Here is a 16,361-nt window from a genome sequence, read left to right on the forward strand (position 1 = left end):
TTTAGTGATTTGAATTATTTAACACCTTTATTTGCCTAAGCATTAACCACGTAACAGCGACTGATAAGGTAAGATATACTGCAACATAGGTATAGAAACTAAATACAATACCGGGCATAGGAGTCACTGCATCTTTGGTTCTCATTATTTTATGAATTATCCAGGGTTGTCTTCCTACTTCTGTAACAATCCACCCAGCTTCTAAAGCAATAAATCCCATTGGGGCCAGTATCACAAATAATAGCCAATACTTATGATTAGTAAACCATTTTTTCTTTTTTAGCGATATAAAATATAGGATTCCTGCAAATAATAAAAGGGTACCTATTCCTACCATGATCTGAAATGCATAATGTACCATAGGTACATTAGGTCGTTCATCTTCAGGAAAATCGTTTAATCCTTTTACTTCTGCATCAAAATCTGAGAATGCCAAAAATGACAACATTCCGGGGATTTCAATTTTATAGTTTACTTCTTGTTTTTCGGTATCTACAATGCCACCTATATATAATGAAACTCCTTTTTCTGTATTATAGTGAGCTTCCATCGCTGCAAGTTTCACAGGTTGTCGTTCTGCAATATCTTTAGCAGAAATATCACCGCTAATCGGCTGTAATATTGCTGCTATCGCTCCGAATGTTATTGCTATCTTAAATGCTTTTTTATGTAATTCTACTTTTCTTTTTCGATATACCTGATATGCATGAACTCCCGCAACGGCAAAACCAGTAGCTGTAAAAGCAGCCAATGTCATATGTAAAGCTTGTGTAAACCAGGCGGGGTTTAACATCGCCTGAATCGGATCTATATTTAGGAATTTCCCGTCTATATAGTCAAATCCTGTTGGAGCATTCATCCACCCATTTGCTGCTACTACCAAAATACCAGATGCTACTCCAGACAAACCAATAATAACACCAGTTATCCAATGAAATTTTTCTGGTAGTTTACCCCATCCATATAAATAAAACCCTAAGGCTACCGCTTCAACAAAAAATGCTGCTCCTTCTAATGAAAAAGGCATCCCGATAATAGGACCAGCATGTTTCATAAACTCAGGCCAGAGTAGTCCCAGCTCGAAAGATAATGCTGTTCCAGAAACTGCACCGGTAACAAAAAAAATGGCAACGCCTTTTTGCCATGATCTGGTTAAAACTAAATACACTTTATCTTTTGTTTTCAACCATTTATAGTGTGATACTACCATAAAAAAAGGCATGACCATACCAATACAAGCAAAAACAATATGAAATATTAGGGTAAATGCCATTTGGAGTCTTGCCGCATCAAGGTTTTCCATAGAATTTGTCTTTTAAATCTTTAACGTTATAAAGATACTTTTCAGGATAACAAAAGTTAGTAACATTGGTTACAAATGTGAAAAAAAAATGTTTTTCCGGAAGCTTCTTTTGGTCTATAAAGATACGATCTAGCTCTGGTATAATAGTTATACAAAGACTTTATTTTTTCATGAAAATCATGCTCATAAAAGCGTTAATACCTGTACATCTACAATATGCTTTCTTCTAATAAATTCGATGTGTGACAACTATTCTGACCTTGATCTCATTAGAACTGTTCTCCTCGGGAAAAATTGACAAGGGTTAAGGGAAAAACTACATTTTCTGGCAACAATGATCCTCGCATCTTTACACCATCAAATAGTAATCAATAATTAATCTAAAAAAATAAACATGGAAAATACAATTGAAACAAACCTTAAACACGTTCATGAATTATTATCAAAAGGAGCTTTTATCGAAGCTATGGATTCCTATTTACATGATGATGTAGAATTAAAAGAAGCTAATGATGCTCCTAAAAAAGGGAAAGCGTTCAACCTTAAGTTCGAGCAGGATTTTATAGATAATCAACTTTCTGAGTTTATTAGATATGATGTAAACAATTATGCAGTTAATGGAAACCATTCTTTTTATGACGCCGTGATGGAATTAAAATTAAAAGATGGTAGTACTATGCTTTCAGAACAGACTGTTGTTACAGAGTGGAAAGATGGAAAAATTTACAGAGAACGTTACTATCACGCATAATAGTGTACCCCCATACCTATATAGAACCCCTTTTATGTCTAGCATAAAAAGGGGTTTTACTGGTTTCTAAAACAAGGATAAAAAAAATCTTCACTTTATAACCTAATTTGGTTCTATTTTAAATGATTTGTCTATATTTGCACCCTCAAAAGGGAAATACACACCTCGGGGTGTAGCGTAGCCCGGTTATCGCGCCGCGTTTGGGACGCGGAGGTCGCAGGTTCGAATCCTGCCACCCCGACTAAAGAAATCCAATCACTATTGTGGTTGGATTTTTTATTTTCATGTATTTTATTCAATTTAAGTCTAATTCAAAAAGAATAAGTTTTAGTATGCTAATACTATATACTTCATTGAATACAACTTGTTAAGTTCAAATTCCAATAAAAAATTATCATTACAAGAATTATAGTAATTTCTTTCAATTTATAAATCAGGAGATTTAATGGATCTATTTCTATAGTAACATTTAAAATCATCCATATTTTATTGAATTGTTACAATGAAACCTTAATTTTATTGGGTTAATTTTCATTTTTGAAGCAAAATGCCAAAAAAACCTATCTAACTGGTAATTAATAAAATAATAACAATCGCATACTGCGTTATCCTCTTGCTTATTCAAACCTCCTTCGCAAAGCGAATAATATTTTCATACAAATGGTTATTCTATTTACAATATTAAAAGGTAACTATATTTCTTATATTTGAGCATATCTATATTAGATATATGCGTAATGTCCATATACATACATTATAGTTAATTATGAGAGAAGCAAAATTCATAAAAGGCAACATCTTGAAATTTCATGTTAACCATGATATTTCTGGAGTTCAGTTAATGAACGCTAATTTCAAATCTAACAAAGCTTCATTACATTATCACCCTGAGTTTATTATTGGTGTAATGGAAAGTGGTGTACAATCGTATTGTCCAAAGTCACCTAAAGAAAAAATAATTTCTAAGGGACATATCTCAATGATAAATCCAGAGAGAATCCATAGTAACAAAAATGTTGATGATGAAGGCTACCAGTATAGAACTTTTAATATACAGCCAGAAGTTTTTCAACAGATTGCAAATGATATGGCACAGGATGAGGTTACACTTCCAAATTTTGATAAGGTCACAGTAAAAGACAAACATCTAGAAGAACAATTATTACATCTACATAATTATCTTTTTTCGAATCAGTTTGATACCATTCAAAATCAAAATTGTTTTTATGAAACGTTTGCTTATCTTGTAAAAACTCACGGTTCAAATAAACTAAAAGTAGATGAAATGTCTACAAATTCCATCATTGCTAACCGTGTAAAAGATTATTTACACACCTACTTTGATTCCAAAATAACATTAGAACAATTATCAGAGGTTTCGGGTTTAAGTACTTATTATTTAAATAGAGTTTTTTCAAAATCAATTGGTATTCCTCCGCATAAGTATTTGACGAACTTAAGACTCAATAAAGCTCAGGAATTGTTGAAGCTTAAAAACTCGGTTACAGAAGTGGGCTACATGGTTGGATTCTTCGATCAAAGCCACTTTACAAGAAATTTCAAATCTTTTTTAGGGATTACCCCTAAACAATATCAGTCTTCCATTTCCCAATAGCAAGATTATACAATTTTTTCAGGTCTACCTATTTTAATTTTGTTTCTCATTAAAACAGAATAAAAAAATGGATGTACATAAAATACTCTCTGAAAGAGATGAAACTTTAAATTATGCTGCTCAAAAAGCAATAGCTTTTTTAAACGAAGCACAAACTAGAGACATTGAACCAACCGAAGAAGCTCTTAAAAACATTTCTTTATTAGATAGTCCTTTTCCTGAAACTCCAATCCCTTCTAAAAAGGTTATTGAAGAACTAGAGGATATTGGTAGTAAGGGAGCTATGGTAACAATAAGTCCACGATTTTTTGGGTTTGTAACTGGAGCGAACTTACCTGTTACCGTAGCAGCTCAATGGTTGGCTGCTGCTTGGGATCAATTGCCTAACATGGCAGTACTTTCTCCATTAGCATGTAAATTAGAGCAAGTGGCTGAAAAATGGCTAGTTGATGTTTTACATTTACCAAAACAAACACGTTGTTCTTTTGTAACCGGTACTACTACCGCTGATATGGTTTGTTTACTTGGTGCCAGAAATCATGTATTAGAACAATATGGATGGGATATTCAAACCAACGGAGTCTTTGGTGCTCCAAAAATTAGAGTTCTAGTTGGTGAAGAAGTACATACCACCATGCTAAGAGCTTTAAGAGCAATAGGTATTGGAAACGCACAAATAGAAAAAATTCCAGTAGATGATAATGGTGCAATTGATGCCAATAAACTTCCAGAATTTAAAGATGAACCAACAATTATTTGTTTACAAGCAGGAAATGTAGATTCAGGAGCATTTGATCCTTTTGATACTATCATTGAAAAAGCGAAAAAATATAATGCCTGGGTACATATTGATGGTGCTTTTGGTTTATGGGCAGCTTCAAACCCAAAACTTAACTATTTAATGAAAGGCTTTGAAAAGGCAGATTCGTGGGCTACGGATGCTCATAAATGGCTAAATGTCCCTTATGATTCTGGTATGGCATTCTATAAAGATGAAATGGTTATTAAAAAAGCACTTACTTTAAAAGGTAATTACCTCGTTCAAGGGAATGATGACCCAATGAACAGAACCTTAGAAACTTCAAGAAGAGCAAGGGGGACTGAAGTTTGGGCAGCCTTAAAAAGTTTAGGACGAAAAGGCGTTTCGGATATGATAGGTAAATCCTGTGATTTGGCTAAGTATTTTGAAAAAAGACTAAGAGAAGAAGGCTTCGAGATTTTAAACAATGTGGAACTTAACCAAGTAATGGTTTCGTTTGGCTCTGATGAAAAAACTAAGGCAGTAATAACAGAGATTCAAAAAGAAGGAACCGCTTGGTTTGGTGGTACCAATTGGCACGGTAAAGAAGCCATGCGAATCAGTACAGTAGGATGGTCAACCACTAAAAAAGATATTGATATGAGTATGGAAGCACTTCTTAAAGTTGTAAATCAGTTTAATTAAATAAAATTCATTACTATGTTAGAAAGTGAAAAAATACTCAAATTTGAAATCATTACTGAAATCAGAAATAAAGTACCTACTTGTTTTACCTCTAATGGTCAATTTATTGGTTCTTCTGTTACAAAAAATAATGCAAATGAATTGAAAGCGGTAATTACCAAAAATAATATAGATAAAGTTATTATTGAAGATATTACCTTAGGCTACTTATTTAGAAATAATTTCTTAACTCAAAATTTCAAAGACCAAGTTAACTTGGTCTTTGATTTCTTTTTTACAAATTAAAGTAGAATGACAAAGTCTAAAGAACATAATGATAAAGTACTTCTTAAAAGACTTAAAGTAGAGGACCTTGATGATTATGAATATTGGAAACATCCTAAGCACAACTATCATTTATTAAATGGTCCTTATTTTAAGAAATCCACAGAGAAAGAAATTGAAATAGAAATTCAAACATTAAAGTTGAAATTTCAAAAAGGAAATGATGTTTTGGGAAATATTCGAATTATTTCCAACGAAAAAAATGAAATGATTGGAGAAGTCAGTTGGTATTGGAAATCAAAAGAAACTAATTGGCTTGAAATAGGTATTGTTATTTTTAATGATAAGTTTTGGAATAAAGGAATTGGTTGTACGGCTCTTAAGTTGTGGATAAACGAAGTTTTTCTAATTAAAAATGATATTGTCAGACTTGGAATTACCACCTGGTCAGGAAATGTAGGAATGATTAAGCTTGCAAAAAAATTAGGCATGAAAGAAGAAGCAAGATATAGAAAAGCTAGAATTGTAAATGGAAAATATTTCGATTCCGTAAGCTATGGAATTCTTCGTGATGAGTGGGAGAATAACTAACCACAACTATTTGTATAGTATATTGTTTTGGATTTTTCCAATGAAAATACCTTAAATCACGAAACGATTTCTTTGAGTTTAAAAGATATTTTTAAACTTCTATCTTCTACGTAAAAAAGTATAATTTATTTTACATTTTTTTATTGGAAATTGTATATCTCCCCACCGCAAAGACAAATTAAATTTATTTTTAAATAGTTCTTTTTGACTTTAGTGTACAATTAGGTGAACACCTATATTTAAAAGTGTTTAAAATACTAGAATATAATAAGTTACAGAATTTTAATTAATCCTGCCACCCTGACTTTTCAATAAATCAATTAATAACAAAAACTTGATAATCATATGATTATCAAGTTTTGTGGTTTTAGGACTATCATTTAATTTGAATTGATTTGTTTAAAAATGTTACCTATTCGGTTACCAAGTATCAAATTATATTAAAAAGGTAACCGAGACAACTGATTTGACTTTTGTTTTTAATGTTTAATTATTAAAACAAAAAAGTATGAAAAACACGCACACCTTCAGTATTCTGTTTTGACTAAAACTAGCAAATACCAAAAATAGAACAGCACCGCTCTATGCTCGTATTACAAGTTAATGGAAAACGAGCTGAACTTTCTTTAAAAAAAAGTATTAATTTCTCATTGGGACACTCATAAGAATAAACAAAGGATTGAGCGGTGAAACTCGATTAATTAATACCTATCTGGAACAAGTCTACCGTAAACTGTTTGACTGCTATCAAAATTACAACATGAAAATAAATTAATTTCTTTTCGTATTATTAAAGCTCACTTTTTAGGAACTAATGAAAATCGTTTTTAAAGTGATGGATTCAGAGGCCGGATATTATTTCTTATAAAATCTAGGAGAATCCATTACTTTAAAAATGATTCAAATCCGCCAAGCGGATATGGTAGTTTTAACATTCTCTATTCGACATAAAAAGCAACAAATTTTATGGATTGTTACAATTTTGTAGTTTATTATCTATTCAATTTTTTTTCGCTTGTTTAGAATTTTCGATTTTACTAATGTATTCAGAAGGAGTAATTTTTTTAATCTCTTTAAATGCCTTGTAAAAGGTAGACTTGGAATTGAATCCAACTTCAAGCGCAATAGAAATTAAGGTTAATTCCTTATAATCCTCTTTATCAACTCTTTGCAAAAAATCTTTAACTCTATATTCATTGATTAATTGGTAAAATGTTTTTCCGTAAACGTTGTTCAAAAGCCATGATAAATTATTTGATGTTGTGCCAATTTGGTTAGCCAAAATTGGCAGGCTTAATCTTGGTTGTACATACCCTTTTTTATCTTCCAAAAAAGAGTTCATTAGTTTTTGAAGTTTATTTATTTCATCCTTACTTAATTTGTTTTTCTTAACAGATTTATTTTGATCATTTTCAGGTAAACGAATCTTAAATATTTTTGGTTGCTTTAGACTATAATATCCAATAACATATGCTTGAGCTCCAAATAGTAACCAGATGAGGTCTGTAAAAAAATTACCGTGAAATTTAGAAATATATCTATCAATTACGCTAATTGACCATGCAAACATGCAAGCAGACATAATAAAAAGAATTCTATTAATATATTTTGAAATTGTCTGATTAAATGACAACTCTAGTCTTTCACTTATTTGAAAATAACGCGATAATCGATAAGATTTGTAGCAATAAATTGAAATAGAAATGATTGCAAATAATTCAAATAAAAAATAAGAAGCAATTAAAAATCTTTTATACTCTCTCAAATAGTCATATGTAATAATTATTAACACAGAATAAAACAGAAATATAATTGCAGGTAAATAGTGTAAAACAGTAAGATTGTAAGACCCGTTTTCAGAAAAAAGAAGCCTTCTTAAATACGTATAAATTAATGGCCCAATGATAAAGTAAATTGCAGTTGTAATACCTCTGTAATGCATTAAGACATCCAAATCTTTTATTTTAAAAACTAAAACGCCTTCCAACAAAATACAACCATATATAATTAATAAATATTGTAAGATTTTGTTTGCACCTTTATTTCTTTGAGGAATCGACTTGAATGACAAAATTAAGTAAAGACAATGACCAATAATGATTATTAATAGCAAATCGAAACCAGTTATTTCCATTTATTAAAGAGATTACAGTTTTGGGTTATGTTTGTGTTAGGTCAATTTCTAATTATAAAGATAGATTTAAAATGTGCCCTATTTTAATAATGAGCAATATTATTTAATAATAATTCAAGAATTCTAAATGGATGAATATTCAAAAGCTCTTTACCTAAAAAGTTTAGAAAATAATTAGTCCGAAAGTATATTTTAGGACTGTTGACAATGAAAAATTGTGTTTTTTTGTATTCTCATTATCAATTAAAACCAATTTTTATGTTAGAGAAAATCTGTTATTTGATTTTCGTTTAATGCTTAATTTGTAGTGCTCAAAAAATCGAGATTAGTAATTGAGATTATCATTGTACTCAAACAGATTCTATTCATCAATCAAATATAATTTAACTTGAAAAAAACAATCATTTTCCTAATCGTTGTTTCTTTGTTTTCTTGCAAAGAATCAAAAGAAAACAATGACCAAAAAAACACGTTTCTGGATACTTCAATAGTTCACCGGAAAGCCGTATTTAGTAATTTAACACCTAATTATTATTTAAAAGGGAAAGCAGAAAAACAAAGTATAGAAGACCTGATGCTTAAATATAAAGTCCCCGGACTTCGTATTGTTTTTGTAGATAAAGGTAAAATTTCTTGGTCAAAAAATTATGGGTATGCAAACTTGAAAGATTCAATCAAAGTGGATGAAAAAACTGTTTTCACAGGAGCTTCCCTAGGAAAACCAATAACTGCAATGGCCGCTTTAAAATTGGTGGAACAAGGTATTTTGGATTTAGATGAAGATGTAAATAAAAAATTAAAAGGGTGGAAAGTTCCTATAAATGAGTTCACAAAAAAAGAAAAAGTTACAGTTCGTAGACTTATTGGACATACTTCAGGGTTTAACAGATATTATGGACCCAATTATATGCCTTATGAAACCATACCAACCATTGAGCAAACTTTAAGAGGGGAACAACTATCCAAACATCCTGCTGCAAAATTAGTTGCTGTACCTGGTTCAAAATACATTTATTCTAACCCTGGGTATTTAATTTTAGAAAAATTATTAGAAGATGTAACTGATAAAAAGTTTGAAAGTGTGATAGACGAACTGGTTTTTAAACCTTCAAAAATGAAAACAAGTTCATTTGTACAACCAATTCCTGAAAGACTTCTTACTACAAAGGCTACAGGGTATTCAGAAAATTTACAGCCACAACCCTATAATATCATCACGTTTAAAGCTGCTGGAGGTATATGGACAACTCCAGACGATTTAGCGAGATTTACATATACATTGCTTAACGATCATGCCAAAGGGACTCATAAACTCATCTCTCAAGACATGACCAATAAGGTATTCAATAAAGGGGGTAACCTTGAGAAACTTGGATTTACACTATTGAATTGGAATAATGATGTAGATGATATTGCTTTTAGGCATACAGGACAAAATTATGGCTTTACCTCAGTCATTTTTGGATCTGTGAATAAAGAACAAGCGGTGATTATCATGGCAAATGGCGTAAATACAGAAGACTTGTTTAATCATATACAAAGAGCTGTAGCAAAAGAATATAATTGGGATTATTTTCAACCAACAGAGTATGAGTTTTTTGACATAGGCGACAAGAACCTTAATGGATATGCAGGTCAATACGATTGGAAAAATCATTTCGTTGTGATTACCAACGAACACAATGTATTGTTTATTCAAATTGATAATGAAAGACACCAGCTTATTCCTGTGGATGAAAATACTTTTTTAGCACCTGACATATCACTTCTTATTATATTTCCTAAAAAACTAGGAGGGAATTTAATTTTCTTAGATAGGAATGGTGATTACTCTCGAGTAAGCAAATCGCACCAATAACATGCATTATTTTAATCAAAATTCTAACATCATGGAAGTTTTAAAAACAAAAGTGTTTTTCTACATCGCAAGTTTTCTTTTTTGCTTTGTAGTAAGTGCACAACTAAAATCGGATTCTTTAAAAATAGAGGAGTTTATTTACGACAATAAAGAACAATTAAAAATCTATCGTATTCTTCCTTCAGATTTTGATTCTGATAAGGAATATCCTGCCATTGTAATATTTCATGGGGGTGGATGGTCTATGGGAGAAGCTGCTTGGGGGTTTAGTAGTGCTAAACATTATGCGAGCAAAGGTATTGTAGCCTTTTCTGTACAATACAGACTGCAAAATTTAGATAAAAATATTACCCCGTATGAATCAGTACTAGATGCACAACGTGCCATACGATGGGTTCGAAAAAACGCAACTGAATTTTCTGTTAATGAAAATAAAATAGCGGCTTATGGTTGGTCTGCGGGTGCGCATCTTGCCGCTAGTGCTGCTGTCTTCAATAATTTAGGTGCTTCTGATGAAAAAATATCTAGTGCGCCAAATTTATTACTTTTAAAATCGCCAGCACTTTCTTTGCTTCTGTATACAAATTTTCAAAAAAGATTACTTGACAAAATCAATGTAAAGAATATTTCGCCGGCAGAATTTGTATCTAAAAAGACTCCTCCAACAATAATTGTAATTGGGAGAGATGATACCGTAACCCCACTAAAAGGTTCTGAACTATTTAAGAAGAATATGGATGAATATACAAATGAATGTAAACTGATTATCTATGATGGTGTTGGACATTTATTTACACCTTCATCAGAACCTGACGATGGATGGCCAAACCCTGATGAAAAAATCAGACTTGATGCTCAAAAGAAAATGGATATCTTTTTAAAAAAACACAAATACATCCAATAACGATAAAGTAATAAGTCATTAAACTAAATCAAATGAACACTAAAGTAGTATACATATTAGTATTGAGCATTGCATTATTCTCATGTAAAACCAATCAAAAAACAGAGTCAGAAACTTTTATTCGATCTTTTAATGGTAATCTTATTTCTTCATCCAAAATGGATGTTTTTATTAAACATCAAATGGATTCGCTTAATATACCAGGACTGTCTATAGCTTTTGTTAATGATGATAAGATAGCGTATCACAATGCGTTGGGAGTTAAAAACATTGAGACCAAAGAAACAGTAGATAGTTCTACAATGTTTGATGCTGCCTCTATGTCTAAAACAGTGTTTAGTTTTTTTGTTATGAAAATGGTAGATGATAATATTCTTGATTTGGATACACCATTATATACCTACATGGAGTATCCTGATATTGCTTATGATGAGCGCTATAAATTAATTACTGCTAGAATGGTATTATCGCATACGAGTGGGTTTCCAAATTGGAGATATCTAGATCAACAAGGAAATTATAATCCAAAAGGTAAGCTTACCATACAATTTGAACCAGGAACTAAATTTCAATATTCAGGAGAAGGTTATGAATATTTGGCTATGGTAATTGCCCATCTAAAAGGAGTTGAAAAAAATGAACTACAAGGTTTAATTAAAGCGGCTATTTTTGACCCTCTAGCTATGAATAATTCTAGTTTTGTTTGGAACGACTATATAGAAAAACATCGTGCTAATGGTCATTTTAAAGGTGCATTAAACAAAGGCTATAGCAGCAGTGCAAAAGATCCCAATTTTAAGGCATCAGCTAGCTTGCAAACAGAGTCTAAAGAATTTTCAAATTTTTTATTAGCGCTTATAAACACTAAAATAGTATCAAAAAAAAGCCGTAATGAGCTGTTAAAAATACAATCAAGGAAATTGGCGACTAAAAGATCAAAAGAACAGAAATATGGACTTGGAATTGCTGTAGAAGAATCTGATTATGGTACAAATTACTCTCATGGAGGTGATAACAAAAGTAATACAGCACTATATATGCTTAATCTAGAAAAAAAAGTGGGTTATGTGTTTTTTACCAATTCAGAAAATAGAAATAAGTTTCAAATAAATTTACTTGATTTTGTTTTAACCAATTAATAACAATATAAAATTTGCTTCTAGAGAAATTTTATACTGCTGTTGTGTGTAAGTTAAACCAAAATCAACATTCATGAAAAGATTTTTTTATTTAATTTAAATCCCTATATCATTTATCATTGTATATGAGAATACTCAAGGAAAGAAATCCAATCACTATTGTGGTTGGATTTTTTATTTGTTGGAACTTAGAATCCTAGCTTTTTTAAGAAGAAGTAAGTAAAAAATAAACAGGTAATATGTTGCCTACAAAATATAAAGAACAGATTATAAAAAACTCTTGAATTATTATCTATTCTAAATAAAGGCTTATCGTATGCTTTAATTCCTCTAATAAATGCAATTTTTAAAGTCACGCTATACTAATATTGTATCATTTTGGATCATCCAAACAATTTAGAATTATTTAACATTTTATATACATATTATTTGGTACGTTTGTTTGTTATGAAAATTGGGGATTTAAAAAATTACATTACCTATATTTTTATTGTCATTTTCCTCTCTCTGAAAGTGGCAGGCTTGCATGTACTTACTCATAATGATGATGGTATAGAACATTGTGAAGTTTGCGATCTCGTTTCTATAACCAATTTTACTCCGGCTGCTGTTAATGACACCAGCCAAAACTATGTAAATAGTACTTTTGAGTTCTATACTCAAAAAAATGTAATAAGTCACTACAACTTCGTTTATAGTAGTGATGTAAATATTACAAATCTATTTTCGAGACCTCCTCCTTTTTTAGCATAGTTATTTTACTCTATTTTCATTTTTAACAATTAAACTCTTTCTTTTAAGCGATTACTCATCAGGTTTTATACTTGATATTTTTCTTAAATCAATGAGGTGAAGCTACCCATAAATGCTAATTCTCATAGCCTTAAAAGATAATTCGGTTTATGTTTTCATAAGCTTTGACTTTCTTCTGTTACTCATGTTTTTAGGGTCTAAAACTTAACGACTTCCAATTTTAAGTACTCTAATTAGACTGTAATTGTATATAACCACAAGGTTATAAACATTTGGATATAAGGAATGGCTATTCTCTTATTCAAAATCTCAGTTTAATTACTACCACTTAAGATTATACCTCTATTTATTAATACGATCTCTTTTTAGAGATACAATAATACCTTAAACACAATGCTCAGAGCAAAAAACTTGTCAAAAACCTATAACGGGAAAAAAGCATTAAACAATGTTTCTTTTCAAGTAGAACAAGGTTCTATATTCTGTCTCCTTGGTCAAAATGGGGCCGGAAAAACCACAACTATTAATCTATTTCTTGGTTTTATAAAACCTGATAGTGGGCAAATTTTAATCGATAATGAAGAGATTGAATCCAATACTACTTCTATAAAGAAAAAAACAGCCTATATCCCAGAGACAGTTCAGCTATATGGGAATTTATCAGGAATAGAAAATTTAGATTTTTTCAGTCGTTTGGCTGGGTATAAATACCCTCAAGAAAAACTACAGGATTTTTTAACTAAAGCTGGATTACAGGAAGAAGCACATCAACAACATCTGTCTACTTATTCTAAAGGGATGCGCCAAAAAGTGGGTATTGCGGTTGCAGTTGCAAAAAATGCTGATGTAATTTTTATGGATGAACCAACATCTGGTCTTGATCCTAAAGCATCAGCTGAATTTACTACAACTTGCAAAGAACTTGCTAAAGAAGGTAAAACCATATTCATGGCCACACATGATATATTCAACGCTGTACATGTAGGTACTACTATCGGAATCATGAAAGAAGGCTCCCTTGTTCAACAGATTAAAACAAGTGGTATTGATGCCAACCAGCTAAAAGAACTGTATTTAGAAACCATTTAAAAATTACCCCATGAAAAAAGAAGTTTTAATTATTTTACTTGCCATTATTTGTCAGCAAAGTTTTGCTCAAATCAATATTAAAGGCAAAATCATTGACGAAAAACAAAATATCATTCCCGGTGCTACTATTTCCTTTGATATTGAAGAAAAAAAAGAAGGAACTATTTCTAATGAAAACGGAGAATTCAACTTTATTTTGCAAAAAACAGGAACTTATGAAGTTAAGATAAGTTATGTTGGTTTTTATGTGATCACCAAGACCTATGATTTTCTAGAAAACAAAGAGTATGATCTCGGCACGATAGCGCTAATAGAAGATGTACAACAACTTCAAACCGTAGAAGTAGTAGGGCGTACAAAACGAGATTATAATAGTGACTATTCGTTCTCTGCTACCAAAATAGCCATTGCGAACAAAGAATTACCACAGGCTATTGCCTCTGTAACAAAGGAACTGATTGCCGATAGGCAAGCCTTTCACTTAGCAGATGCCGTTAAAGTAGTTAGTGGTGTTAGTCCATCTAGTTTTTATAATCAGTACAATATAAGAGGTATAAGCCAAAACGAAGAAGGGCAGATCATTAATGGTATGCGTACTCGGCAGTTTTATTTCTTACAGCCACTTACCTCGAACATAGAAAGAGTAGAAGTAATAAAAGGGCCTGCCAGTGCAACTTTTGCCAGTGTTGATCCCGGTGGAAGTATTAATATGGTTACTAAAAAACCTTTATCAGTAGATAGAAAAGAAGTGAGTTTAAGTGTGGGTAGTTTTAGTACTATGAGAGGGACTTTAGATTTTACAGGGCCACTTAACGAGTCTAAAACGTTGCTATACCGTATAAATGGAGCATACCAATCAGCACAATCTTACCGTGATTTAGTAAGTAATAAATCAATCTTACTATCACCATCGTTCAGTTATATCCCAAATAAAAAAACTGCCATCAATGTAGAGTTCATTTTCAATAACATGAATGGTAATCTAGATCGTGGACAACCTATTTTTGGAGCGATAGCCGGGCAGACAGACCTTAACAGCACACCTATAAGCCTTAATTTAGGAGCTTCTAGCGACTTTTTCAAATCGAAGGAAGTAATTATTACGGGAAATATTTCTCATAAATTCAGCCCTAATATTACTTTTAACACCTCTTATATGAAACAAACCTGGACCGAAGATTTACAGGAGCATCGTACTACAAATACATTTGCTGTAGATATTGCAAACGAGCCTATTCCCAGTTTGGTCTCCATGCGATTTGTACAACGAAAGCAGTTTTGGAGCATTGATAATGTAAACAGCTATTTCAATTTTGATTTCAAAACGGGGTCGATAGATCACAAATTATTGGTCGGATATGATTTGCACTACTGGAAAAAACTTAAAGGAGGCGGTCAAAACTCAGCAAGAGGTTATTTATTAAATGATGGTAGTGTCACCAGGTCTTTTGATCTAGCAAATGCATCAGATTATCAAACCATTACTATGGGGGATCGTACATTGCCCAAACCCAATGTCAATCATTTTGATTTGGCAAACCCATCATACACGATACAGAATATTCAAGATTATACGATTAACTCACGTATCGCAGTTCCTTCTGCATTAACCATGAGTAATGCCGTCTATATTCAGGAGCAGTTGAAATGGAACAAGTTCTCTTTATTATTGAGTTTAAGAAATGAGTGGTTCGAAGACATAACCAATTATAAAACAACTAATGAATCTTCTTTCACAAACCAAAGACTCCTTCCTAGAATCGGTATAACCTATGCTGTAAATAATAATATTAACGTATATGGAACTTATTTAGAGGGTTTCCAACCTCAATCTAACACTGTTACCTTACTACCAAGTACAGGTCAGTTTTTTTGGGCTGACGAATCTGCTTCACGATTCAAGCCTTTAATTTCCGATTTAAAAGAAATAGGGGTGAAAGCTGATTTGTTTAATAAAAAGATAACAATGAACATGGCTTTCTACGAAATTAATCAGAAAAACATTCTAATGAGTGCCAATGACCCTTCTCAACCAGATTTGTTGGTACAACGTGGAGCCGACCGTAGTAGAGGATTTGAATGGGATATGGCAGGCTACTTACTACCCAATTGGCAAATAAACGCTTCTTACAGTTATATCGATGCCATTATTGTAACTGATGCTGATGCTACTTTGAACGGTGCCAGAAAAGAGAACGTACCAAAACATAGTGCAAATCTGTGGACACGTTACAATTTCGACAATGGGTCTATATTAAGAGATTTGGGTATTGGGTTTGGCGTACAACATCAAGGAAGTAAAGTCCCTTGGTTTACACGTGATTTTGAAGTACCAGCCTCTACCATTTTTGATGCAGCACTGTATTATACTCCTACTAAAAGTAATCTACAGGTAGCGGTAAATGTGGGTAATTTATTTGATACAACATATTGGTTGGGTGCACAAACATACACGCGTTTGTTTCCTGGAGCTCCTAGAAATATAACACTTACAACAACCTATAAATTTTAAATAT

13 protein-coding genes and 1 tRNA gene are annotated in these 16,361 nt (G+C 31.8%); 12 read left to right on the forward strand and 2 right to left on the reverse strand.

The genetic code is table 11. The features are described 5' to 3' along the window. Window position 1: 1 nt before the first annotated feature. Window positions 2-1,303 (reverse strand): cytochrome ubiquinol oxidase subunit I, encoded by a 1,302-nt coding sequence (locus tag DG435_RS06890; RefSeq protein ID WP_106792168.1) that lies wholly within the window; start codon window positions 1,301-1,303, stop codon window positions 2-4. Window positions 1,304-1,697: 394 nt separating this feature from the next. Here DG435_RS06890 and DG435_RS06895 point away from each other — a divergent pair, with 394 nt between their 5' ends. The 6 genes from DG435_RS06895 (at window position 1,698) to DG435_RS06920 (ending at window position 5,968) form a co-directional block, all read left to right on the forward strand. After that, window positions 1,698-2,054: a hypothetical protein gene (locus DG435_RS06895; protein WP_106792167.1), complete on the forward strand. Its 357-nt coding sequence runs from the start codon at window positions 1,698-1,700 to the stop codon at window positions 2,052-2,054. 166 nt (window positions 2,055-2,220) lie between these two features. Next, a tRNA-Pro gene (locus tag DG435_RS06900) sits at window positions 2,221-2,295 on the forward strand. A gap of 525 nt (window positions 2,296-2,820) precedes the next feature. Continuing rightward, a complete protein-coding gene (locus tag DG435_RS06905) occupies window positions 2,821-3,669 on the forward strand; it encodes an AraC family transcriptional regulator (RefSeq protein WP_106792166.1) in 849 nt (282 codons plus the stop codon). Window positions 3,670-3,736: 67 nt separating this feature from the next. Continuing rightward, on the forward strand, window positions 3,737-5,113 hold the full coding sequence (locus DG435_RS06910; protein ID WP_106792165.1) for an aminotransferase class V-fold PLP-dependent enzyme: 1,377 nt from the start codon (window positions 3,737-3,739) through the stop codon (window positions 5,111-5,113). Between the two features lie 15 nt (window positions 5,114-5,128). Then, entirely contained in the window at window positions 5,129-5,398 is a 270-nt protein-coding gene (locus tag DG435_RS06915; RefSeq protein ID WP_106792716.1) for a hypothetical protein, read from the forward strand. A 6-nt stretch (window positions 5,399-5,404) separates the two neighbouring features. Continuing rightward, window positions 5,405-5,968 carry a GNAT family N-acetyltransferase gene (locus DG435_RS06920; protein ID WP_106792715.1) on the forward strand — a complete coding sequence of 188 codons (564 nt, stop codon included), beginning with the start codon at window positions 5,405-5,407 and terminating at the stop codon, window positions 5,966-5,968. Window positions 5,969-6,968: 1,000 nt separating this feature from the next. On the opposite strand, the gene DG435_RS06925 is transcribed toward DG435_RS06920, so the two are convergent. Beyond that, window positions 6,969-8,102, reverse strand: coding sequence for an AraC family transcriptional regulator (locus DG435_RS06925; protein WP_106792714.1), 1,134 nt, complete (start codon window positions 8,100-8,102; stop codon window positions 6,969-6,971). Window positions 8,103-8,490: 388 nt separating this feature from the next. Between DG435_RS06925 and DG435_RS06930 the strand changes: the two genes are divergently transcribed. The 6 genes from DG435_RS06930 (at window position 8,491) to DG435_RS06955 (ending at window position 16,357) form a co-directional block, all read left to right on the forward strand. After that, window positions 8,491-9,960: a serine hydrolase gene (locus tag DG435_RS06930; protein WP_159025583.1), complete on the forward strand. Its 1,470-nt coding sequence runs from the start codon at window positions 8,491-8,493 to the stop codon at window positions 9,958-9,960. 31 nt (window positions 9,961-9,991) lie between these two features. Next, window positions 9,992-10,864 (forward strand): alpha/beta hydrolase, encoded by an 873-nt coding sequence (locus DG435_RS06935; RefSeq protein WP_159025582.1) that lies wholly within the window; start codon window positions 9,992-9,994, stop codon window positions 10,862-10,864. Between the two features lie 32 nt (window positions 10,865-10,896). After that, window positions 10,897-12,003, forward strand: coding sequence for a serine hydrolase (locus tag DG435_RS06940; RefSeq protein WP_106792711.1), 1,107 nt, complete (start codon window positions 10,897-10,899; stop codon window positions 12,001-12,003). 378 nt (window positions 12,004-12,381) lie between these two features. Next, entirely contained in the window at window positions 12,382-12,756 is a 375-nt protein-coding gene (locus DG435_RS06945; RefSeq protein ID WP_106792710.1) for a hypothetical protein, read from the forward strand. Window positions 12,757-13,149: 393 nt separating this feature from the next. Next, a complete protein-coding gene (locus tag DG435_RS06950; protein WP_106792709.1) occupies window positions 13,150-13,845 on the forward strand; it encodes an ABC transporter ATP-binding protein in 696 nt (231 codons plus the stop codon). Window positions 13,846-13,855: 10 nt separating this feature from the next. Continuing rightward, the gene (locus tag DG435_RS06955) at window positions 13,856-16,357 is read left to right on the forward strand and encodes a TonB-dependent receptor (protein WP_106792708.1); all 2,502 of its coding nucleotides are present in this window, start codon (window positions 13,856-13,858) and stop codon (window positions 16,355-16,357) included. Window positions 16,358-16,361 lie beyond the last annotated feature (4 nt).

The sequence above is a fragment of the Aquimarina sp. Aq78 genome (assembly GCF_900299525.1).
Taxonomy (GTDB): domain Bacteria; phylum Bacteroidota; class Bacteroidia; order Flavobacteriales; family Flavobacteriaceae; genus Aquimarina.